This window comes from Burkholderia ubonensis, from assembly GCF_902833085.1.
Lineage (GTDB): Bacteria > Pseudomonadota > Gammaproteobacteria > Burkholderiales > Burkholderiaceae > Burkholderia > Burkholderia ubonensis.
The window spans coordinates 133049-156667 of sequence record NZ_CADFEB010000011.1; the positions used below are offsets into that span (position 1 = coordinate 133049).

The 23619-nt window shown below is 66.7% G+C and carries 15 protein-coding genes and 2 pseudogenes; 7 read left to right on the plus strand and 10 right to left on the minus strand.

Annotated elements, in window-relative coordinates:
* Positions 1-91: 91 nt before the first annotated feature.
* Complete coding sequence (locus HWX31_RS28870) at positions 92-358, minus strand: YodC family protein (protein ID WP_029226212.1); 267 nt, start codon at positions 356-358, stop codon at positions 92-94.
* Here HWX31_RS28870 and HWX31_RS28875 point away from each other — a divergent pair.
* The gene (locus HWX31_RS28875; RefSeq protein WP_174960979.1) at positions 357-638 is read left to right on the plus strand and encodes a hypothetical protein; all 282 of its coding nucleotides are present in this window, start codon (positions 357-359) and stop codon (positions 636-638) included. The two genes, HWX31_RS28870 and HWX31_RS28875, sit on opposite strands and share 2 nt — an antisense overlap.
* Before the next feature lie 52 nt (positions 639-690).
* On the opposite strand, the gene HWX31_RS28880 is transcribed toward HWX31_RS28875, so the two are convergent.
* From HWX31_RS28880 to HWX31_RS28890, 3 genes are all read right to left on the minus strand, one after another.
* Positions 691-1551: an isocitrate lyase/PEP mutase family protein gene (locus tag HWX31_RS28880; protein WP_174960981.1), complete on the minus strand. Its 861-nt coding sequence runs from the start codon at positions 1549-1551 to the stop codon at positions 691-693.
* Positions 1552-1675: 124 nt separating this feature from the next.
* Positions 1676-2536, minus strand: coding sequence for a MurR/RpiR family transcriptional regulator (locus HWX31_RS28885; protein WP_059637166.1), 861 nt, complete (start codon positions 2534-2536; stop codon positions 1676-1678).
* A 55-nt stretch (positions 2537-2591) separates the two neighbouring features.
* Positions 2592-2945 carry a YgiW/YdeI family stress tolerance OB fold protein gene (locus HWX31_RS28890; protein ID WP_174960983.1) on the minus strand — a complete coding sequence of 118 codons (354 nt, stop codon included), beginning with the start codon at positions 2943-2945 and terminating at the stop codon, positions 2592-2594.
* Between the two features lie 247 nt (positions 2946-3192).
* Between HWX31_RS28890 and HWX31_RS28895 the strand changes: the two are divergent.
* The 5 genes and pseudogenes from HWX31_RS28895 to HWX31_RS28915 form a co-directional block, all read left to right on the plus strand.
* Positions 3193-3903, plus strand: a pseudogene (locus tag HWX31_RS28895) (PDDEXK nuclease domain-containing protein); the annotation flags it as partial.
* Positions 3904-4015: 112 nt separating this feature from the next.
* Complete coding sequence (locus HWX31_RS28900; protein WP_174960985.1) at positions 4016-4684, plus strand: RNA-guided endonuclease TnpB family protein; 669 nt, start codon at positions 4016-4018, stop codon at positions 4682-4684.
* Between the two features lie 64 nt (positions 4685-4748).
* Positions 4749-5084, plus strand: a pseudogene (locus HWX31_RS28905) (PDDEXK nuclease domain-containing protein); the annotation flags it as partial.
* A 93-nt stretch (positions 5085-5177) separates the two neighbouring features.
* Complete coding sequence (locus HWX31_RS28910) at positions 5178-5840, plus strand: response regulator (RefSeq protein WP_174960989.1); 663 nt, start codon at positions 5178-5180, stop codon at positions 5838-5840.
* Entirely contained in the window at positions 5837-7207 is a 1371-nt protein-coding gene (locus tag HWX31_RS28915; protein WP_174960991.1) for an ATP-binding protein, read from the plus strand. Before HWX31_RS28910 ends, HWX31_RS28915 begins: the two co-directional genes overlap by 4 nt.
* Before the next feature lie 222 nt (positions 7208-7429).
* On the opposite strand, the gene HWX31_RS35065 is transcribed toward HWX31_RS28915, so the two are convergent.
* From HWX31_RS35065 to blaPEN-bcc, 3 genes are all read right to left on the minus strand, one after another.
* Positions 7430-8485: a DUF6708 domain-containing protein gene (locus HWX31_RS35065; RefSeq protein ID WP_244143871.1), complete on the minus strand. Its 1056-nt coding sequence runs from the start codon at positions 8483-8485 to the stop codon at positions 7430-7432.
* Positions 8486-8493: 8 nt separating this feature from the next.
* Positions 8494-11247, minus strand: a complete 2754-nt coding sequence (locus HWX31_RS28925; protein ID WP_341829996.1) for a T6SS effector BTH_I2691 family protein — start codon at positions 11245-11247, stop codon at positions 8494-8496.
* 1346 nt (positions 11248-12593) lie between these two features.
* The gene (blaPEN-bcc, locus tag HWX31_RS28935; RefSeq protein WP_174960995.1) at positions 12594-13487 is read right to left on the minus strand and encodes a PEN family class A beta-lactamase, Bcc-type; all 894 of its coding nucleotides are present in this window, start codon (positions 13485-13487) and stop codon (positions 12594-12596) included.
* Positions 13488-13601: 114 nt separating this feature from the next.
* Between blaPEN-bcc and penR the strand changes: the two genes are divergently transcribed.
* On the plus strand, positions 13602-14492 hold the full coding sequence (penR, locus tag HWX31_RS28940; RefSeq protein WP_174960997.1) for a beta-lactamase transcriptional regulator PenR: 891 nt from the start codon (positions 13602-13604) through the stop codon (positions 14490-14492).
* Between the two features lie 507 nt (positions 14493-14999).
* On the opposite strand, the gene HWX31_RS28945 is transcribed toward penR, so the two are convergent.
* The 3 genes from HWX31_RS28945 to HWX31_RS28955 form a co-directional block, all read right to left on the minus strand.
* Complete coding sequence (locus tag HWX31_RS28945) at positions 15000-15251, minus strand: hypothetical protein (protein ID WP_059609591.1); 252 nt, start codon at positions 15249-15251, stop codon at positions 15000-15002.
* Between the two features lie 106 nt (positions 15252-15357).
* The gene (locus HWX31_RS28950) at positions 15358-17577 is read right to left on the minus strand and encodes an amylo-alpha-1,6-glucosidase (RefSeq protein ID WP_174960999.1); all 2220 of its coding nucleotides are present in this window, start codon (positions 17575-17577) and stop codon (positions 15358-15360) included.
* A 169-nt stretch (positions 17578-17746) separates the two neighbouring features.
* The gene (locus HWX31_RS28955; protein ID WP_174961001.1) at positions 17747-23350 is read right to left on the minus strand and encodes an autotransporter domain-containing protein; all 5604 of its coding nucleotides are present in this window, start codon (positions 23348-23350) and stop codon (positions 17747-17749) included.
* Positions 23351-23619: the final 269 nt, after the last annotated feature.

Below are 23619 nucleotides of genomic sequence, written 5' to 3' on the forward strand. Positions count from 1 at the left end.
ATCGGCCCGGCCGCGCACCGCATGTTTCCGGCCGGCGTGAAACGTCGATGCAGCCGGCGACGCCCCCTCGCCGGCCCGCCGACGGTGCGCGTTACGCGGCGGACCGGTAGCGCTGCGCCTGCATCCGCACGCGCACCCGGCCGGCCGAAATCGCGCGCGGCTCCGGCACGACCGTCTCGTGATGGAACATCTCCTGCCGGAAGTGCCCGCTGTCGTCGAACCACTGGCAAATCAGCCAGTCGGCGTCGTCAAACACGACCGGGCCCGCATAGATCACCGTCATGCGCGGCCCGCCGGTTTTCAACGTCACGACATCGCCGACGCGAAACCGGGTACGGTGCATATCTCGGATCGTCATGGCTCTCTCAGAAAATTTATATATTCATTATCCGGCACACTTCCGCCGGTATTTTTACGTCGCCATGAAGACTATCAATCACAATAAAAACCGGCAACTGCCGCGTGCGAAAAAAACACAAAATGCATCCCGCAAACGCCCGCCGGACGGTCGATTTCCCGGAATGATCGGCGAGAATTTACAGCATCTTCTTATAAAAAGTGAGCAAAAAGACAGGGGGCCAGAATTTCGGCGCCCCCGGTTCGCGAGCGGTTATTTAATCGAAAGCCGAAGCGATTGATTAGCGTCAATCTGAATTTCGGATGGAAACGATCCCATGCTTTATTTCGACGTCAGTTTTCGAACGAAAGCGGCAGATTATTCTCCGCGGCGAACCAGCGATCGAGCTGGCGCGACGGAATCGCCGCATTCGCGAACGAAAACGTGCCGTCCCGCATCATTTCCGTCGCGCCGCGCAGGAAGGCGCCGAGCGCGGCCCGCGCCAGCGCGCTGCCCACGCTCACGCGCTTCACGCCGAGCGCCGCGAGCGCATCGACGCTGAGCGACACGCCCTGCAGCCCCATCACGACGTTGACCGGCGCGTTGACCGCGCGCGTGAGCTCGGCAATCTCGTCGGGATCGGTCAGGCCCGGCGCGTACAGCACGTCGGCGCCCGCGTCGCGATAGGCGACGAGGCGCGCGATCGTGTCGGCGAGGTCGCGCCGGCCGTGCAGGTAGTTTTCGCAACGCGCGGTCAGCGTGAACGGGAACGGCAGCGCGCGCGCCGCGGCGACCGCCGCCGCGATGCGCTCGACCGCCGCGTCATGCGGATAGATCGGCGCGTCGGGACGGCCCGTCGCGTCCTCGATCGAGCCGCCGACCGCACCTGCCCCGGCGGCGAGCCGGATCGTCTCGGCGACCGTGTCCGGCGCGTCGCCGAAGCCGTTTTCGAGGTCGGCGCTCACCGGCAAGCCGCCTGCCGCGACGATCTCGGCGATGTGCGCCAGCATCGCGTCGCGGCCGACCGCGTTGTCCGGCAGGCCGCGCGCATAGGCATAACCGGCGCTCGTCGTGGCCAGCGCGTGGAAGCCGGCCATCGCGAGCAGGCGCGCGGTGCCGGCATCCCACGGATTCGGCAGGATGAACGCGCCGGGTTGCGCATGCAGCGCGCGGAATGCGTGCGCGTGGCGGGACTGAAGGTCGGGATGGGTCATCGCGGGCTCCGTCGGAATGGGGAAGCCCCAGCATACGCGCGCGGCGTGCGGCGACGATACGGCGTGCGCTGAAATGTGGGTGCGCGAAGCGGACGGGACGGCCGCGCTTCGCGATCCATCGGAATCAGACCACGTAGGCGCCCTTCGCGTGCAGTTCGGCTTCGGCGCGCTCGAGCGCGGCGATCGCGTCGCCGCCTTCGAGCGCCAGCAGCTGCGCGACGAGCGCTTCGGCGAGCGCATGCGCGGCGACGAGCGACGGGAAGAACGACGGGCTGTCGTGCGTGAAGATCAGCTGCGCATCGGCATGCAGCGCGATCGGCGACACCGCGCTGTCGGTGATCGCGACGATCCGGCTGCCCTGTGCCCTCGCGGCCTGCGCGACGCGCGTCGCCTCCGCCGAGTACGGCGCGAAGCTGACGATCACGGTCGCGCTGTGCTTCGCGATCGAGCGCAGTTCCATTTCGAGCGAGCCGGCGACGCCGGCGAGCAGCGACACGGTCGGCCGGAACAGCCGGTAGCCGTATACGAGCCCGAACGCGACCGGATAGCACGAGCGGAATCCCGCGACGTGCACGTGCGACGCCTTGCGGATCAGCTTCGCGGCCTCGGCGAGCGCCTGCGCGTTCTGCGCGGCGGTCGCGGCGAGGTTGTGCTGCTGCGCGGCGAGCAGGTCGTGTGCGAGCGACGCCTTCGCGTCGGGCCGCACGAGCGAGCGCGCGCGCTGCGTCAGCGGCTCGGGGCGCGTGCGCACGCGCGCGACGCACAGGTCGCGCAACTCGTTCCAGCCGGGAAAACCGAATTGCTGCGCGAGCCGCACGAGCGACGCGGGCTGCACCTGCGCGCGCTGCGCGACCTTGCGCATCGACGACACGGCGACTTCGTCGGGATGATCGAGCAGAAATGCCGCGCCCGCCTGGAATTGCGGGCTCAGCTCGGAAAATTGCGCCCGGATCCGGGACGCGAGTTCGTCGAAATTGGCGGCCATCTTGGTGAGAACGGGAACCGGTCGCTCATGGTATCACCGGCCCCGCACGCGCCCGTCAGCGCACCACGTCGATCTTGTCGGCGTCGACCTTCACGCGGCCCGACCACTTGCGCTCGAATTCGCCGGTCAGCTTCACTTCGCTCTTGTCGCTGACGGGCTGGCCGCCGGCCCACAGCTTGTCGTCGATCTCGACGCGGATCGTGCCGGTCGCATCGGCGAACTCGTAGTCCTCGCCGCCGACGTGCTTGACGATGCGGCCCTGCAGCTGCACGTGCTGATCGTCCTTGCCGTTCGCGAGCAGCTCCTTCACGGTAGTGGTCGTCAGTGTCGACGGCCCCGTGTATTGCGCGTACACGGCGGCCGGCAGCGCGGCGAGCGCGATCGTCAGGATTCTGGCCAGTTGCTTCATGATGTCGTTCCTTTTGTTGGCGTGACGCCGCGCTCCCGATGAACGCGACGCCCGCAGATTACGGAACGTAAGATTAAGCAAAGCTGAAGGCCACGAACGCGTGGCGCAGCGTCGCATTGGACGAGTACGAATCTCTGTGGCCGCGCGCGTCGGCATGGAGACCGATCGCTGACGGCACGTTGCCCGAAGATGTTCGCCCCGGGATAATGTCCCGACCTGATTGAAGCGCGCCGCCGCATTGCGTGACATGACCGACACCCTATCCGCCGGCCCTTGGGGCGACGATTATCGAAGCTGGCTGACCGACCTCAAGCAGCGCGTGGAGCACGCACGGCAACGCGCTGCCGCCAGCGCGAACCGCGAGCTCGTCACGCTGTACTGGCAGATCGGTCGCGACATCCTGGAACGGCAGCAGCTGCAGGGATGGGGCGCGAAAGTGATCGACCAGCTCGCGCGCGACTTGAAGGACGCCTTTCCCGACATGCGCGGATTTTCGCCGCGCAACCTTAAATACATGCGGGCGCTCGCGCAGGCGTGGCCGGCGCCGGAATTTGTGCAACAGGCCGTTGCACAATTGCCCTGGTCCCATGTCGTGACCTTGCTCGACAAGCTCAAGGACCCGACCACGCGCGATTGGTACGCCGGCAAATCCCTCGAACACGGCTGGTCGCGCAACGTGCTGGCGATGCAGATCGACACGCAGGCGCATACCCGCGCCGGCAGCGCGGTGACCAACTTCGACGCACGCCTGCCGCCGCCGCAATCCGATCTGGCGCGCGAAGCCCTGAAAGACCCGTACGTCTTCGACTTTCTCGGCCTCACCGAGGACGCGCAGGAACGCGACATCGAACAGGCGCTCACCCGGCATATCACGCGATTCCTGCTCGAGCTCGGCGCCGGGTTTGCGTTCGTCGGCCGCCAGTACCGGCTCGAGGTCGGCGGCGATGAATTCTTCATCCGATTTGCTCCGAGAAACCCCGTCGTTTGGGACGGGGAGCGAAAGGAGCGCGGCCGAGTGGCCGCTTTTCCCAGGCTTGATGCACACGCGAGCCTATGACATGGTGTGAGGCATGGACATCAAGCGTGCCTACCGATTCCGGTTCTACCCGACGCCCGAGCAAGCAGTGATGCTTGCCCGGACGTTCGGGTGCGCGCGCTTTGTGTATAACCACATGCTGCGGATGCGCACCGATGCGTGGCACCAACGTCAGGAACGTGTTGGCTATCACGAAACCTCCGCCTCGCTCACCGCGCTGAAGCAAACGCCCGAACATGGCTGGCTGAACGAAGTCAGCTCAGTGCCGCTCCAGCAGGCGTTGCGCCATTTGCAGACGGCGTTCGCGAACTTCTTCGCCAAGCGCGCCAAGCTTTCGACGCGTTTGATCAACGAAAACCAAGTGATCGCGATCGAAAGCCTTGCCGTCAGCCACATGCTGAAGAATCGAAAGCTCGCGAAATCGATCAGCGATGCCGGCTGGTCGGAATTCGTGCGGCAGCTGACGTACAAGGCCAAGTGGTACGGCCGCACGTTGATCGGCATCGATCGCTGGTATCCATCGAGCAAGCGATGCGCCGATTGCGGGCATACCGTCGCCAGCCTGCCGTTGAAGGTGCGCGCATGGGCCTGTCCAGGATGCGGAATGACCCACGACCGCGACATCAACGCCGCGCGTAACGTTTTGGCCGCCGGACTGGCGGTGTCAGCCCATGGAGAAAGCGTAATACCCATGTCTCTTTGAGGCGATGTCGGGTTGCATTCGGAGAAGTGGGAATCGCCTTCCTTTAGGGAGGAGAGCAGTCAACGACCTGCTGTTCTATCACCTGAAGCTGCGCTGCTACGTCGTGGTCGAACACAAGGCGACGCCCTTTCGGCCCGACTATGCCGGCCAGCTCAACTTCTATCTGTCCGCGGTCGATGCCCAGTTGAGGGCGCCGCAAGATCAGCCGACGATCGGCCTGCTGCTTTGCCGGGAAAAGAATCGCCTCGTCGCCGAATATGCGCTGCGCGGCATGGCCAATCCGATGGGCGTCGCCGAATATCAACTCCTCCGACAAATCCCGGCATCGCTCGAATCGGGCTTGCCGTCGATCGACCGAATCGAGGCCGAACTGGGCCCGGATCTGCCGGCCGCCGAATGACGTTGCACCCCGCTTAAGCTCCCCCTAAGCCGCGCGCGCTTATCATGGGCGCATCGGGCGCGGCCTTGCGCCCTCACGGAGAGACACGAACCCATGCGCGTACTGCTCGTCGAAGACGATCCGCTGATCGGCAGCGGGCTCGAACACGGTCTGAAGCAGGAAGGCTTCGCGGTCGACTGGGTGAAGGACGGCGACGCCGCGTCGCTCGCGCTGCGCACCACCGGCTACGGCCTGCTGCTGCTCGACCTCGGCCTGCCCAACCGCGACGGCCTGTCGGTGCTCGCCGCGCTGCGCCGCCGCGACGAGAACCTGCCGGCGATCGTCATCACCGCGCGCGACGGCCTGTCCGACCGCATCGCCGGACTCGACTGCGGCGCCGACGATTACCTCGTGAAGCCGTTCGCGCTCGAGGAACTGCTCGCGCGCATCCGCGCGGTCAACCGGCGTCACGCCGGGCGCGCGCAGACCACGCTCGCGGTCGGCCCGCTGCGGCTCGATCCCGTCAAGCACCTCGTCTGGCTCGACGACGCCGAAGTGACGCTGTCGCCGAAGGAATTCGTGCTGCTGCACGAGCTGATGCGCGAGCCGGGCGCGGTGATTTCCCGCGAGCAGTTCGAGGAGCGCCTGTACAGCTGGGGCGAGGAAATCGAAAGCAACGCGGTGCAGGTGCATATCCACAACCTGCGCAAGAAGCTCGGTCACGACATGATCCGCACGGTGCGCGGCGTCGGCTACCGGATCGGTGACGCGGCATGACGAGCCTGCGGCGCGCGCTCATGCGCTGGCGCGGCGCATCGCTGCGGCGGCGACTGCTGTTCTGGCTGCTGCCCGCCGCGTGCGTGATCGGCCTGCTCGCGAGCGCGGGCACCTACTGGGGCGCGCTGCGCGAACTCGACGACCTGCTCGACGACCAGATGCGCAGCATGACGAAACAAATCGTCGTCGGTCCGAACGGCGAGCTGTCGTTCAGCAGCGACGCCCGCGGCAAGCACCGCTTCAAGGTCGACGATCCCGACGCGGTGCTGCTGCAGGTGTGGCGCAACGGCACGCTCGTCTATTCGACCGACCGCGATCTGACGCTGCCGCCGCCGGCGCAGGCCGGCATCGCCAGCGTCGACGTCGGCGGCCAGTCGTGGCGCACCTACGTGACCGAACGCGGCGGCACGACGATTCGCGTCGCGCAGGCGCGCCATGCGCGCTGGGAAGCGATCGCCGGCATCGCCGTGCATCTGCTGTGGCCGGTGCTGTCGATGCTGCCCGTGCTGGCGATCGGGCTGTGGTTCGGCATCGGGGCGGGGCTGCGACCGCTGCGCCTGATCGCCGCCGGCCTCAAGCGCCGCAATGCCAACAATCTCGAACCGGTGGACGTCGCGTCGATGCCGAACGAGGTGCGTCCGCTCGCCGAAGCGATCAACGACCTGCTCGCCCGCCTCGACCGCTCGTTCACGCTGCAGCGGCATTTCATCGCCGACGCCGCGCACGAGCTGCGCACGCCGATCATGGGCCTGTCGATCCAGTCGCAGCTGCTGCGGCGCGCGGCGACGCCCGATGAACGCGAGCGCATCCTCGCGCAGATCCATGCCGGGACGACGCGGCTCGGCCATCTCGCCGAACAGCTGCTCACGCTCGCGCGCATCGAGCCGGACGCGCAGACGGCCGCGTTCGCGCCGGTCGATCTCGCCGCGCTGTGCCGCGCGGTGGTCGCGGATCGCGCGCGCGTCGCCGACGCGCATCGCGTCGACCTCGGCGCGATCGGCGCGTCGCCCGTCACGGTCGCCGGCAACGCCGATACCTTGCGCGTGCTGCTGAACAATCTCGTCGACAACGCGATCCGCTATGCGGGCGACGGCGCCTGCATCGACGTGAGCGCGCGCGTCGACGGCGCGACGCCCGTGCTCGAAGTGTCGGACGACGGCCCCGGCATTCCGGAAGCGGAGCGCGCGGAAGTGTGGGAGCGGTTCTATCGCGGCGCCGGCGCGCAGGCGGCGACGTCGTCGGGCAGCGGGCTCGGCCTGTCGATCGTCAAGCGGATCGCCGAGCAGCATCGCGCGACGGTCACGCTCGGCACGAGCGCGGGCGGACGCGGGCTCACCGTTACGGTGCGCTTCAATGCACCAGCCTGAAGCCGTCGCGATGCCCGGCTTGTCCACAGATTTTGTTGGCAAGCTTGTGGATATCCTGCGCATCACCGCGCTAAGCCCTTGATCCGACGGGCTTTGGCATGCGTGATGCAGGGCGGGCGCGCGGCAGCGGCGCACCGCGTGCGATTGTTTCGCGACGTGAACCACGGCGCGTCGGCGATGTACCAGTGGATGCCGCGTCGGGTAATTTGCCTTGACCTCGTATCAGTGATATCCGGGTTGGCTCAACCAGCTGACGAACCAGTAGATCAGCGTTGCATCGAGTGCGAGCACGCTCGCGGTTACGATGAAGACGAGATCCAGCGATACGTTCAATGACTGGGCCGGCTTGAACGCATATTTGTCGTCCGGCGAGATCGGGCAGGCATCCACGACGTGCTGCGGCCAGCGCGGCAAGCGGCGCGTCACGTGCATGATGAACCAGCGCAACAGGCTGCCGGGAACCGTCAGCGGTGCGAGGAAAATTGCCGGACCAAGCATCGGGCCGGCCCAGAACCAGCACAGCTGCGCCCCCATACGGAACGATTCCCGCTTGCGCTCGATCGGCAGCAGGATTTCCGGTTCCGGCAGCGCATCCGGGCCTTCTTCCATATAGCGGCGGTAGTACTCCCACTGTCCACGCATGCCCTCGTCGGTTGGCCATATCACACCCAAACGGAAGTAGTCGTAGCTGCCATCGGGACATCGCACATAGCCGTGCATCGCACCCGCAGCGAAACTGCGTTGCAAGGCACCTCCACCTCTCATGCCGAAGGTGATATCGCGCCAGCGATAGCTGCTTACCCCTCCTGCACCGTTACGGCGAAACACATGAACCATCTTGTTCTTGCGATCCAGACGAACAGGGTAATGAGTGAAACCGGTAAAGACATTAAATGCCACACACCCAAACCAAATTACATGCAGCATACCCAACGCAATTACGAAGATCGTGGCAAGAAGCCCCCCAACGTACACATCATCTGGCCATGGATCCGAAAAAAATATCCATGCAATTCTAGCCACACCATATGGAAAAGCTAACAATAAAAAAGTCAAAATTACCTCAAAAGGCCCGACTTTTTGATACGACCAGTCAACAACATCCATATAGGCTTCGTTGAACTCGATGACGCCACCGAGGGTGCAAGGCTCGTTAGATGAGCATTGCCTCTGATCAAGCCGAGTTTTCTTGAACTGCTCGCTTGGCGTCCACGCCGGCTCGCGCATATAACGCCCTGACATCACCAAGTCGGAATTGCGCGTCAGCAACCATGTCATCCACGAGTTCATCCAATCAATGCCTTATCAAAGTTATCGAGTTCCTCAGCCTCGTTTTTATAATTATTCTCCTTACCCCACAGACATTGCCTCACCCAATCCATTGTCGGCGGATCCTTTTCCACTTCGATGATAATGCTTGCAACAAAAATGACCGCAGTAAGCCAAAAGATGATAGGACTGAATCCGGTAACAACCCGCCAAATAATGAGACGGACACCGATAGCAGCGGTGTAGCCACCTACAGCAAATTCTGAACCGGAATTAATCGCATAAAGAACCAACATGCCCGGCTGTTTCCGCTTTTCAGATTCAATTGCATTTTGCAAATCGATCAGCCCGAGAATGATCGTTCCCACACCCACCGCCACCCCTCCCAACCCCTCCCAAATCATGAATCCCCGCTCACCCAACCTCGCACTCAGCCACGGGCTCAACAATGGAATCCGTCTCTCCTTGGCCTCCTTGACCGCCTTGGCCCCCACTCGCACCAATTCGAGCAAACTCCCCGCCCCTGCGCTATACAACGCGGCGATCTTCATGACGGCACGAGTCTGAAGATGTTTCATCGATGCGTCGGCGCTGCCAGCCTGCTGCAGCCCCAAACAGGACAACAACAAACCGACTCCGGCGAGACTTCCCGGACGGGTCGCAAACTCAACGGTCCTGGCCAGCGTGCTTTTCCTGAACTCCTCGACCGTGACGACCTTCAACGTCTTCCCCAGCGCATCGCCGCGCTGCGCAGGCGGCACGCGTTGGTTTGCCAGATCACGCTGCGCCTGTTCATCGAACACGACAGTCCAGAACTGGATCTTCTCGTCCAGCGCAACCCCTTCAATCCCGAACGTCCGCAATTGATCCTTGAGCGAATACTGAAGATTCCCCAGCGAAATGCCGCGTTTCTTTTGCGATGCCTGGATCACCTCCATCACGCTCATGAAGAAATCACGCCGCGTGCCGACCACCTGCACCCAGCGCACCGGATGACCCGCACGCATGCCGAGCGTGGCCAGCAAGGCCGTGCCCGCTTTGCCGCCTTTCGTCAGGCGCGTCATCGGAAGCACACCCAGCTCCTGGAGCAGCGCGGGCAACACATCGACGCTCTCGATTGCATTCGCCCTCGTGCCGGGTGCGCTCAGCGCCGCGCCCCGCGCCTTGATCTTCTCGACGGCGGTGCTGTAGACGACGGAGAGATTGATCCAGTTGTCGACGTTCGTGAAAGGCGAGTCGGCGCTACCGGACACGCTGTCCACAGCCTGCAACAACGGCTGATGATTCAGAAGCTTGGCACGCCAGATCGGACTCCTGTCGATCGGCTGTTCGTACCAGTCGCTATAAACCTGCATGCAGGCGCCAAGCCCGCCGGTTCCCCTCATGCAGGACAGCGCCACGCCCGAAAACGCGACACCGCTGTTGATGTCATGCATGTCAAAATGATGATCGAACACCGCATGCAGCTTCGCGCTGCGCAGCCACGCTGCATGCGCGTTGGCGAGCGGCGCGGTGTACTCGGCGTCGTACAATGCCGAAGCGGCTTCATAGCGCTTTTCGAAGGCTTCCCGCTGCGCGGGATCGAACAGCTTCGCATAAGCGCCCCATCGCTTCTTGCGCGCCATGTCGAGATCGGCCTGACTGACCTTTTCATCGAGAATCGGCTGCGCGAGCTTGCGATAGTCGGGCGAGCTCAAAGCCACGTTATAGACGCGCCGCCCATCGCCGCCGTCGAGCCATTCGATGTTCTCGTGCGCCGCCCTGGCATCGCCATAGACGCTGGCTTCCGCTTCGCGTTCGACACGCTGCTTGAGCACGTCCAAGGCCGAACTCAACGCGGATTTGCGACGCCACGTCTCGCCGGGATGCAAAGGGTCCTTCGCATCGTTCTGCGACATGAAGCTGTACCAGCGTTTGTCGATATAAGCCGAAATTTCCTGCAGGATCGCAACAGGATCGTCCAGCACTACGACGAGCCCCTTGTCTTTCAGGAGCCGCTGCGATTCGGCTTTCAGGGCATGCGCCCGGGGTATCTGAAGCCCGTCATGACGCAAGCCCGGAAAAGGACTCCAGAAGAACAGGCGCCGGCAATCGTCGCCGGACATCGCGTAGTCGGCGACGACAGCATCGACGTTCGTCATGGCACTGGCATGGGCCGGCACCTTGGCCGGCTGATTGTCGTTGTACCAGCCCCCTACATCGATGCAGCGCATGTGATGCCGGCGAACGCTTTCCGACTCGTTGTCCTTGCGCACGGCAGCCGTCCACCATGCGTCGGAAAAGCCGAACCACACCTTCCCGGCCGTCTTAGGATCAAGAATGGCGAGCAACGACGCATTGGCCACCTTCTGCATGTTTCTCGCGCAGGCCGCATGAAATGGCCACGCCTGCGGCGGCATGTAGCCGTCCAGCGATACCGACGTCAGACGCCCTTCGTTATCGGCCGCGTAGGCTTCCCACGATTTGCTCACCTCGTAATAGACGTACACGTACCCACCCCGCAGACTGCGCACGGTGTAATGAGCTTCGGTGGTCTTGCCCAGCGGAATCGCTGGCGTCGGATCGCCAACGGTCGCAGCAGCCTTCGGAGCGGCCTTTCCAGCCGGCGGCTTGCCCGGCCTCGCCATGAAGGTCTTTTCCGGCGCAATGCCGTACCGCGTCAGCAGTATCGGCAAACCTTGCTTCTCACAATACGGGCACGGAGGAAGGGTCATGGATGTGAACGTGGTCGATTCAGGTTGGGAGTGAGGACATGTCCGCGGCGGCGACATCCGCCAGGGCGGCTTGACTTGCAATCGTCATGAGCACGGCCTTGCCCGTAGACGATGCAGTGATCGCAGGTTCGGGGGAGAAGATAGCCGCAGAAAAGCAGACTTGAGAAGTGACCGCCGCAGCGATTGAAGTGAATTGTTGCGTTCAGGTGAAAACGTAACAATCGTTCACGATCGTTCTTTTTTTGAGATGTTCGGCGTGCTACATGAGGCGATCTGCTGATTCCCAGGTTAACCACAGCTTTTGTTGGCAGCTTTGTGGATATCCTGCGCAAATATGCGCTAAGCCATTGATCGCACGGCGAATTGCGACGCATGCCAACGATGCGGCACGAGCACGCGCCGACGCGGCTTGACGCCCATGTACACGGCGCGTCGACATCACGCATGCCATGCACGCCCTGCCAATCTGCCGGTGGCGCACTGCACATGCAACGGTCCGCGATACAACGACGATTGACTCATCCGAGGAGGAAAGCCATGCATCATTTCAGCGCGCTGAAGTTGCTCGTCGCACTCGTCGTCTTCATCGTCTGTATCTATCCGTATGTCCGCATCGTCCGGCGCACCGGCCACTCGGGCTGGTGAGTGCTGACGATGATCGTGCCGATCCTGAACTTCGTCATGCTTTGGGTGTTCGCGTTCGCGCGCTCGCCGGCCGTCGACGATCAGCGGAGCAGCTGACCGTCGACGTATCGCGAAGCGGCCGGTCGCTTCACACGATCGCGTGCGGCCCGACTTTTCCCCAGATTTTGTTGGCAACGATGTGGATAGCCTGCGCATACCGCGATCAAGCGCTTGATCCGAAAGGCTTTCGTTGCATCGCTACGAAAGAGGCACGGGACGCGATGCGCAGGCGCGTGTATTTATCCACAGATTGTGTTGGCAAGCATGTGGATAGCCTGCGCATACTCCGATCAAGCATTTGATCCGAAAGGCTTTCCTTGCGTTGTCGCGAATGAGGCATTCGGCACACCGATGCGACGCGATACGCTGCCGATCCACGCGACGCCCCCCCGTCGCCGGCACGCGCACGCCGGACGTATTTGTCCACAGATTGTGTTGGCAAGCTTGTGGACAGCCTGCGCATACCCCGATCAAGCGCTTGATCCGAAAGACTTTCCTCGCGCGGTCGCGAATGAGGCACGTGGCGCATCGACGCGATGCGCTCGCCGCCCGTTCACACGACATGCCACGCACGCGGGCCTGAGCCGGCCGCTTGTCCACAGATTTTGTTGGCAAGCGTGTGGATATCCTGAGCATGCGTGACGCAAGTGGTTGATCTCACAACACTTCGGCACGCGCGCCACGCATGCGGCACGGCCTCGCCCCGCGTCGCGCTTCGCTCAACCGAGCGCCGCGATCGCAATGCGCGTCGCCGCCGCGATCACGTCGTCCTTCCTCTTCGCATCGGCGCGCGCCTGCGTGTAGTACACGGTCAGCACGATCGGCCCGCGTGCGGGCGGCCAGAGCACGCCGATGTCGTTGATCGTCCCGTAGTCGCCGGTGCCGGTCTTGTCGCCGACCTGCCATCCCGTCGGCACGCCCGCGCGAATCCGCTTGTCGCCCGTCTTGTTGCCGCGCAGCCATTGCGCGTACTGCGCACGGTGCGGTGCGGGCAACGCATCGCCGAGCGCCAGTGCGCGCAGGCTCGCCGCCATCGCGGCGGGCGTCGTCGTATCGCGCGTATCGCCCGGCAGCGCGGTATTCAGTTCGGGTTCCCAACGGTCGAGCCGGAACGTATCGTCGCCGATCGAGCGTGCGAACGCGGTCACCGCCGCCGGCCCGCCGAGCAGCTTCATCAGCAGGTTCGCGGCCGCATTGTCGCTGTACTGGGCCGTCGCCTCGCACAGCTCGCCGACCGTCATGCCCGTGTCCACGTGCTTCTCCGTCACCGGCGACCACTCCAGGAGATCAGCCTGCCGGTACGTCACGCGCTGCGTGAACAACGCCGGACGCGCGACGGACTCCGCCAGCACCGCCGCAATCAGGATGGCCTTGAACGTGCTGCAGAACGGAAACCTCTCGTCGGCGCGATGCTGCACGCGCCGGCCGGTCGCGGTATCGAGCGCGTGCACGCCGAGGCGGCCGCCCGCGGCGCGTTCGAGTTCCGCGAGCGAGGTCGCCGACCCCACGGAGGAAGCATTGGCCCGCGGCGACGCGCACGCGCTCAGGGTCAGCGCGAGCGGCGCCGTCGCGGCGGCCAGCAGCAGGGTTCGACGTTGCGATGAGTAGGTCATGTCGTTTGTCTCGTGGTGGATGGGATCAGGATGCCGGCCCGGCGAGACGAAATATCCCGGCTTTACGTTTGCCTGACAAGCAACGATAATTGAGCACTGACAAAAGAATTTCTTATGACCAAGCTCCGCCCTCACCTTCCATTGAATGCGTTGCGCGCATTCGAATCGTCGGCGCGCCACCTGAACTTCACGCGCGCCGGCCTCGAGCTGAGCGTGACCCAGGCCGCGGTCAGCCAGCAGGTTCGCGCGCTCGAGGAGCGGCTCGGCTGCACGCTGTTCACGCGCCTGCCGCGCGGGCTCGGGCTCACCGACGAGGGGCGCGCGCTGCTGCCCGTGCTGAGCGACGCGTTCAGCCGCATCGAGACGGTGCTCAAGCAGTTCGACGGCGGGCGCTTCCACGAGGTGCTGTCGATCGGGGTCGTCGGCACGTTTGCCCTAGGCTGGCTAATGCCGCGACTGAAGCGATTCGGCGACGTCCACCCGTTCGTCCAACTGCGGCTGCGGACCAACAACAATGTCGTCGACTTGGCGGCCGAGGGGCTCGATTTCGCGATCCGCTTCGGCGTCGGCAACTGGCCGGCAACGCGCAATGAACGACTGCTCGATGCGCCGCTCACCGCGCTGTGCACGCCGGAGATCGCCGCGCGCGTCGCGCAGCCCGACGATCTCGCGAACGAAACGCAGCTGCGCTCGTACCGCACCGACGAATGGCTCGGCTGGTTCGAGGCCGCGCAGCTCGAACCGTGGCCGGTCAACGGCCCCGTGTTCGACTCGTCGCGGCTGATGGTCGAGGCGGCGATGCAGGGCGCGGGCGTCGCGCTCGCGCCGGCCTGCATGTTCACGCGCGAACTGCAGCTCGGCCTGCTCGCGCGGCCGTTCGACATCGACGTGCAGGCGGGCGGCTACTGGCTCACGTCGCTGAAATCGAAGCCGCTCACGCCGGCGATGACGCTGTTTCGCGACTGGATCGCGAGCGAAGCGGCCGGCGCGGTGCCGGTCGAGTGATCGCGCGGCGGCGCCCGCTTGTCCACAGTTTGTGTTGGCAAGGATGTGGATATCCTGGGCACCCGACCCCTAACCCATTGATCCCGCACGATTTCCGGCCGCGATGCACGGATCGGGCAGCTCGCCCCGCGCGGCGCCGCGACGAATGCGCAGCGACCCCGCATTGCCAACCTCGGCGATGCAATTACCCGCAACTTGTCCACAGATTTTGTTGGCAAGCCTGTGGATATCCTGCTGACGCGGCGCGTAAGCATTTGACGCAACAGGGAATTCGATCCGACACCACCCGTGCGGCAAGCACGAGGCACGCATGACCGGATCGCCGCGCGCCGCGCCGGCGGCACGTGCGTTCTCCACAGATTTTGTTGGCAAGCTTGTGGATATCCTGCGCATGCGCCCCCTAACTCATTGAGCGCACGGCATTTTGTGTCGCGCGTGCACGATTGTGCAGCGCGGCGGGCAGCCGCATGGAAGCGCGGCGGCGCGAGCGCGCCGCCGCGGATGGGCTCAGTGCTTGTCGAGCGAGCCGCGCAGGTCGCGCGCCTTGTCGCGCAGCGCCTCATAGCCGGAGCGCGCATGCTCGGGCAGGTCCGGGTCGCCGATCAGCGCGCCCAGGGTTTCGATCAAGCTGAAGAGAATGCCTTTTGCCGCGCCGACGGCAATGCTCTGCGATTCGATCGACTCGTGCAGGTGGTTGACCGCCGCTTCGAGATGCTCGAGCTTCTGCTCGCTGTCGTCGGGCCGCTTGTCGGTCGTCATCGTGTGCCTCCGGGAATGTTCGAGGGTCATGTCGCGATTCTATGCCGCTGCGCGCGAACGTGCCGCGACATCGCGCAACGTTCGCGCGCAGCGGCCGGCCTTTCCCTTACAACACCGCGACGACCTTCACGCGCCCCGGCTCCGCCGCCGCGACCACCTGGCCGTCGACGCGCCGGAACGTCAGCGACACGCTGTCGTCGCCGACCCGCAGATCGTCGATCCGCAGCCAGTCGACACCTTCCGGCAGCGCCGGCCGCTCGACCCGCACTTCGTGCCGCGCGGCGTCGACGCTGACGCCGAGGCACGCCTGCAGCATCATGAACGGCGCGCCGGCGGCCCACGCCTGCGGCAGGCACGCGACCGGATACGCGGTCGGCGGCTCGCCGCGCCGGCGCGGGAACCCGCAGAACAGTTCCGGCAGCCGCATCTCGAAGCTGACCGCCGCCTCGAACAGCGAGCGCAGCAGGTTCAGCACGGCGGCCTTGTCGCCGTAGCGCGCGAGCCCGCGCGCGGCGAGCGCATTGTCGTGCGGCCACACCGAGCCGTTGTGATACGCCATCGGATTGAAGCGCGGCTGGCCGGCCGCCAGCGTACGCACGCCCCAGCCGGTCTGGAACAGCGTCGAGCCGAGCGCGTCCGCGACCGCCGCGCCGCGCGCCGGGTCCGGCAGGCCGAACGCGAGCAGATGCCCGGCGTTCGACGCGAGCACGCGGCACAGCTCGCCGTGACCGTCGAGCGCGATCCCGTAGAAATTCGCGTCGGGCATCCAGAACAGCGCCTCGACCTGCTCGCGCAGCGTCCTCGCGCGCAGCGCATAGCGCGTCGCGTCGGCCGCATGGCCGCGCCGCTGCGAGCACGCCGACATCGCGTCGAACGCCGCGCACGCATACGCCTGCACTTCGACGAGCGCGATCGGCCCGTCGGGAAAGCGCCCGTCCGCATGGAACACCGAATCGTGGCTGTCCTTCCAGCCCTGGTTCGCGAGCCCGCGCTCCGACGTGCGCTGGTAATCGAGGAGTCCATAAGGATTGCGGTCGCACTTGTCGCTCACCCACTGGATCGCGCGTTCGAGCGCGGGCCACAGTTCGTCGATCAGCGCGTCGTCGCCGGTGTGCTCGACATATGCGCCCGCCAGCACGACGAACAGCGGCGTCGTGTCGACGCCGCCGTAGTACAGCGCGAACGGCACCTCGCCCGTCGCCGCCATCTCGCTCTTGCGGAACTCGTGCATGATCTTGCCCGGCTCGGCGTCGCGGAACGCCGACGTCTCGCGCGCCTGATGCGCGGCAAGAAAACGCAGCACGCCGCGCGCGAGCGACGGCTGCAGCCACAGCATCTGCAGCGACGTGATCACAGCGTCGCGGCCGAACGGCGTCGAGAACCACGGAATGCCGGCATACGGATACGGGCCGGTGTCGAGCTGCGTCGTCAGCAGCCCGAGATCCGCGAGCGAGCGGTCGAGCCACGCGTTGAACAGCGGGTTGCCGGTGCGCACGCGGGCCATCGTCGCGCGCCGCGCGCGCATCGCGCGGTGCACCGCGACGAGCGCGGTGCGCAACGCCGCGCGGCCGCACCCGGGCGTCTCGCCGCGCGCCGCGCCGACCGTCGCCTCGACGGTCAGGTAGATCGACACGCACGCCTGCGCGGCAATCGTCAGCCGGTAATCGGCGCGGTCGACCGACAGCGCGTCGGGTGCCGGCGAGAAGTTGACCGTCACCGCGCGCTCGACGCGATCGAGCCCGTCGTAGCGCAGCCGCACCGCGCCCGCGTCGATGCGCGGCTGCGCGATCGTGCCGCGGCGCGCGCGGTGCGTGCCGCGCACCTCGAACATGTCCTTGAAGTCGGCGGCGAACGACAGCGACAGCGGCACCTCGGCCTCGCTCGCGCCGTAATTCGTCAGCGTCAGCGCTTCGTACAGCACGTTGTTCGCGAGCACGCGCATCCGCTCGATGTGGATCACCCCTTCGGGCGTCTCGCGGCCGCCGAGCGGCGGCAGCGGCCGGTTCGTCAGGTGCGCGGTGAACGATGCGTTGTCGGCGCTGGTCGCGCCCGACAGCAGCGACGGCGCGCGCCCGCCGAAGGTCAGCCGCCATTTCGACAGCACGCGCATGTCGTCGACGAACAGGCCGTCGTCGTGCCCGCTGACGTCGCCGAGCGCGTCGCTGACCACGAACGCGTCGCCGGCCTTCAGCACGTACTGGTTGTTGCGCGCGTCCGCCTGCGGGTCAGCCTCGGGCGCGATGAATGCGGGCCCCGACGCCTGGGTCGGGGGCACAGGCGCGACTTGCGGCGCGCGCGTCGTTGTCTCGTCGGCGTGATTCGGCATCGATGCTCCTGTGTTGGGCGGCACGCGCAGCGCGCGTCGCTCGTTCCGCACAGGATAGGCCAGATTGCGCCGCGTTCGCAGCGACGCACGAACCGCGGCCCCGCACGGCGTCGATGCCGCGCGGGGCCGCTCGCCTGCGATGCCGCGCCGGGCGCGGGTCAGCGCAGGGTCAGAACTTCCACAGGATATTGCCGAGCACCGCGTTGTCGCGCACGCCGCTGCCGAACTGGCCGCTGTACGACACGCCGAGCGTCAGGTTCTTCGTGACGCTCGCATCGACCCCGAGCTCAAGCACCGCGCTGTCGCGCGCGATCGGCACGCCCGCGACCTGGAACGACGTGCTGCCGGCCGCGAAAGCGAACGTCGACGTCGGCCGCACGTTGCCGAACGCGTGCCGCCAGCCGGCCGTCGTGTGCGCGGTCAGCGTGCCCTTCGCGAGCACGCCGAGCTCCGTCGCTGCGCGCACGCCGAGCGTCGAGAAGCCGACGTGGCTCGTGTCCGCGTCGGTGCGCAGCGCGGCCGCGCCGCCGCTTTCCGTGTAGGCGTTGGTATGCAGGCGCACGTAAGCGAGCCCCGCGAACGGCTCGAGCGCGAAGCGCCCGACCGGGATCGCGTAGCCGACCTCGCCGAACACCTGCGCGGTGTTCGCGTCGTACTTGGCCGAGTTGCTGTCGCTGAAGCCCGTGTACGACGGATGACGGTCGGCGTTGATCCGGTGCCACGTATAGGCCGCGCCGCCGCGCACGCCGAGCGCGTCGAATTGCGCGCCGCCGTACAGCACGACCGAGTAGCTGTTCAGCGACGCCGACGCAGCCTGGTCGTTGTCGAGCGAGCCGTGCGTGACGCTGGCCGCGAGGCCGACGCGCGTGCGGTCGTCGAGCGCCATGTCCGCGCCGGCGATGAAGCCCGTCATGCTGCGGTTGATCGTCGCCGCGTTGCCGTCGCCGGCGAGCCGGCTGCGGCCGCCGAAGCCCTGCCCCCACACGACCGGCCGATACGGCACGTTGCTGACGCAGCCGGCATGCGAGCCGAGCCGCCGCTCGGGCGGCAGCGCGTTGTCGCGCGCCGCGGCGGCGCCCGTGTCGTCGCACAGCGCCGAGCCGCCCGACGACAGCGCCGCGAGCGGTCCCGAGCCCGCCGCGAGCCCCTGGCGCACGCGGTCCGACACCGCATCGCGCACATAGCGGCTGTCGGTCATCAGCATGCTCTTCGCGCTCGCGTAGAACTCGCCGTCGAGTTGCCGGAACGCAGTGCGCGCGGTGGGCGCGTCCGCGACGAGCACCGAGTCGTACACCGGATTGCCGTCCTTCAGCGAGCCGATCGCCTGGGCGACCGCCACCTCGTTCGGCGTGGTCGCGACCGACGTGAACGACGTGCCGTTCGTCGACAGCTGCAGGTACACGTGACTCGCGTCATAGCTGAGCGTCGGCGTCACGAACGCATAGGTCGAGCTCACGCCCGCGAACTGCCCCTGGACGCCGCCGCCCGCGCTCATGATCGTGTACTGCTGGTTCGCCTGGTACGACGCCTGGCTCGCGATCACCTGCACGTTGCCGCCGTTCAGCGTCGCGCTGCCCGTCGCCGCGATGCTGCCGCTCTGCTGCGGCGTCGTGGCGACCTGCATCGTCGAGCCCGGCTGGAATGTCACGTTGCCCGCGACGTTCAGCGCCTGCCCCGGCTGCAACAGCGACGCGGTGCCGCCGCTCACGACGACGAGGCCGCCGATCGTGCCGGTGCCCGTCACCGTCCCGCCGCCCTGCACGGTCACGGTCGAGGCGGCCAGCGAGCCGTTGACGGCCAGCGTGCCGGCTCCGACCGTCGTGGGCCCGGACAGCGTGCTCGTGCCGGTGAGCGTCAGTTGGCCGCTGCCCGCCTGCGTGAGCGAGCCGGTGCCGGAAAGGATGCTGGCGACCGTCACGTTGCCGGACTGGTTGAAGACGAGCGCGCCGTTGTTGGCGATGTCGCCGGCGACGCTGCCCGACGTGCCGCCGTTGCCGAGCTGCAGCGTGCCGCCGGCCGCGATCGTGGTGCCGCCCGTATACGTGTTGCTGCCGGTCAGCACCTGCGTGCCGCTCGCCACCGTGACGCCGCCCGCGCCGGCGATCGTGCCGCCGAACGCGGCGCCGTTGCCGTTCAGCGCCAGCGCGTTGGCGCCCAGATTCACGTTGGCGCCGGCCACGCCGGACAGCGCGCCGATCGTCTGCGCACCCGTCGCGCCGCTCACGTCGAAGGTCGCGCCCGTGCCGGCGAGGTTCACCGCGCCCGTCGATGCCAGGCTGCCGCCCTCGCCGAGCGCGAGCGTGCCGGCGTTGATCGTCGTGCCGCCCGTGTAGTTGTTCGCGCCCGTCAGCGTCGTCGTCGCCGCACCGTTCTTGACGAGACCGCCTCCGCCGGAAATCGTGCCGCTCAGCGCGAGGGCGTTGCTGCCGCCGAGCGCCAGCGACGCACCGGTGCCGAGGTTGACCGCATTGCCGAGCGTCATGCTCGTGGTCGTATCGAGCGCCGCCGCCCCGCCGACGTTCACCGCGCCGTTGCTGAGCGCCGCGGCGTTGCCGAGCACCACGGTGCCGCTGTTCAGGTTCGTGCCGCCCGTGTACACGTTCGCGCCGGTCAGCGTCTGCGTGCCGGTGCCGGCCAGCGTCAGGCTGCCGGCGCCGCTGATCGTGCCGCCGAAGGTGCCGCTGGCAGTCCCGCCCAGCGTCAGCGCGTTGCCGCCCAGATTGACGGTCGTCCCCGCGACGCCCGACAGCGCGCCGAGCGACTGCGCGCCCGTCGCGCCGCTCAGGTTGAGCGCCGCGCCCGCGCTGGCAAGGTTCACCGCGCTGGTCGACGCGAAACTGCCGCCGTCGCCGAGCGCCAGCGTGCCGGCGTTGATCGTCGTGGTGCCCGTGTAGGTGTTCGCACCATTCAGCGTCGTCGTCGCCGGGCCGTTCTTCACGAGACCGCCCCCGCCGGAAATCGGGCCGCTCAGCCCGAGGGCATTGCTGCCGCCGAGCGTCAGCGCCGCGCCGGTGCCGAGGTTGACCGCGTTGGTGAGCGACAGGCTCGCGTTCGTGTCGAGCGTCGCGGCGCCGCCGACGTTCAGCGCGCCGGAGCCGAGCGCCGCGTTGTTGCCGAGTATCAGGGTGCCGCTGTTCAGGTTCGTGCCGCCCGTGTAGTTGCTCGCGCCGTTCAGCGTCTGCGTGCCGGCGCCGGTCAGCGCCAGCGTCAGGCCGCCGGTGCCGCCGATCGCGCCGTTGTACGTCGCGCTGCCGTTGCCGCCCAGCGTCAGCGTGCTGCCGCCGAGGTTGACGTTCGTGCCGGCCGCGCCCGTCAACGCGCCGATCGTCTGCGCGCCGCCTGCGGCGATGTCGAAGACGGCGCCCGCGTTCGCCAGGTTCACCGTGCCGGCCGCCGACAGGCTGCCGCCCGCGCCGATCGCCAGCGTGCCGGCGTTGATCGTCGTGCCGCCCGTGTAGCTGTTCGTGCCGGTCAGCGTCACCGTCTCCGCGCCGTTCTTCACGAGCGCGCCCCCGCCGGTGATGTCCCCGCTCAGCCCGAGGGCGTTGCTGCCGCCGAGCGTCAGCGTCTTGCCCGTCAAGAGGTTGACGGCGTTGGCGACCGTCAGGTTCGAGGTCGTATCGAGCGTCGCCGTGCCGCCGACGGTCAGCGTGCCGGTGCCGAGCGCCTGGCCGTTGCCGAGCACCAGGCTGCCGGCGTTCAGCGTCGTGCCGCCCGCGAAGTTGTTCGCGCCGGACAGCGTCACCGCCGCCGTGCCGTTCTTCACGAGACCGCCCCCGCCGGAGATCGTGCCGCTCAGGCCGAGATCGGTGCTGCCGGCGAGCGTCAGCGTCGTGCTCGTGGCGATGTTGATGTCGTTCGAGAGCGACACGTTGGTGGTCGCGTCGAGCGACGACGAGCCGCTGACGTTCACCGCGCCGGTGCCGAGCGACCCGCTGCTGCCGACGACGAGGTTGCCGCCGCTCAGGTTCGTGCCGCCCGAGTACACGTTCGTGCCGGTCAGCGTCTGCGTGCCGGGGCCCGAGAGCGTGATGCCGCCCGTGCCGCTGATCGTGCCGGCGTACGTCGCGTTGACAGCGCCGCCGAGCGTCAGCGTATTGCCGCCGAGGACCACGTTCGTGCCGGCCGCGCCCGCCAGCGCGCCGATCGTCCGCGCGCCCGATGCGGCGCTCACGTCGAACGTCGCGCCCGCGCCGGTCAGGTTGACCGTGCCCGTCTCCGCCAGGGTGCCGGCGCCGCTCAGCGCGAGCGTGCCGGCGTTGATCGTCGTGTCGCCCGTGTACGTGTTCACGCCGCTCAGCGTCGTCCTCCCCGCGCCGTTCTTCACGAGGCCGCCGTTGCCGTTGATCGCGCCGGCCAGCCCGAGATCGTTGCTGCCGCCGATCGTCAGCGTCGAGCTGTTGGCGAGATTGATTACGTTGCCGAGCGTCACGTTCGTGCTCGAGTCGAGTGACGCCGGCGCATTCACGTTCACCGCGCCGGCGCCGAGCGCCGTATTGTTGCCGACCACCAGTCCGCCGCCGTTCAGGTTCGTGCCGCCGGTGTAGTTGTTCGCGCCCGTCAGCGTCAGTATGCCGCCGTCGTTCTTCGTCAGCGCGCCGCCGCCCGACACCGTGCCCGACAGCGTGAGCCCGGTCGAGCCCTGCACCGTCAGCCCGCCCCCGCTGAGCGTCATGTTATTGGCGACGTTGAGCCCCGCCGTGCCGGCCTGCAGCGCGCCGCCGGTAGCCGTGATGGTGCCGGTGCCGAGCGACGCGTTGTCGTTGATGATCGCGACGCCGCCCCCCAGCGTCGCGTCCTGCGCGGTGGACGGGCCGTTGATCGTCCAGTTGCCCGACTGGACGTCCAGGTGATTGAAGTTGATGTAGTTGTTGACCGCGATCGTGCCGTTCGCCGACGTCCCCTGCTGCAGGTTGAGCGTGTTGTTGCCGCCCGCGCCGCCGTCGACGATGCCCGTCTGCGCGACGTTGAGCGTGTTCGGGCCGACCGTGATGTTGAACGCGCCGCCGGTGCCGCCCGCCGTGTTGACCGACGAGCCCGTCACCGCGTTGAACGTGTTGTTGCTGTTCGCGCCCATCGACACGCCGCCGTTGATCGTGCCCGAGTTGGTAAACGTATTGCCCTGCCCGGGCGTGCCGTTCGAGCCGAACGACACGCGGCCGTTGATCGTGCCGCTGTTCGTCATCTGGACCTGGCCGCCGCCGTACGCGGCAACCACGGGCGCATCCGCGCCGGACAGTGTCGCGCCGACCAACGGGTTCGAGCCGATCGTGCCGGTGTTCGTGATGTGCGACGTGCCGCCGGTGCCGTTCTGGACCGACAGCGCCATGCCCGTCACGCCGCTGATCGCCACCCCGGTCGAGCCGTTCATCGTGCCGTTGTTGGTCACGTAGGTCGTGCTCGCCGACGCGTTGCCGACCACCGCGCCGCTCGACAGCACGCCGAGCCCCGAGCCGAGCGCCGACGGGTCGATCGTGCCGTTGTTGGTCAGCGTGGTGTTGTTGCCGGTCAGCGACATCGCGGTGCCGCCGACGCCGAGCAGCACGCCGACGCTCGCGCCGGGGTTGACGGTCGCGTTGATGTTGTTCGCGCTGTTCGCATAGCTCGGTGCGAGCGGGTTGGCGACGCCCGAGCAGGTCACGGTCGTGCCTGCCGTGGAACAGGTCGCATACGCCGGAATGATGCCCGCGCCCATGAGCGCGAGGCCGACGCCCGTCGGCAGCAGGAATCGCGGAAACGGCTCTCTGGTTTTTCTCGAACGCACGCTGCTCATGCTTTCTCTCCCTCAGTCGGAAACGGACGGCAAGAAACGATCGACGGCGCGAAACGAAAACTGCGGGCCACTGCGGTAACCGAAAAACACGGACGAACGAGGCCCTTCCGATGCTCCGGAGCGGAGTCGGATTCATTCAGGTTGCAGTGCGGAAAATCAGCCCGTAAACGCGAGAAGCGGTGTTAGCCGAATGACATGATGGTGGCCCTCTGGCAGCGACGTTCTGGTTGATTTGATGACTGCCTGCTAATTGTCAGACAAGGTATATC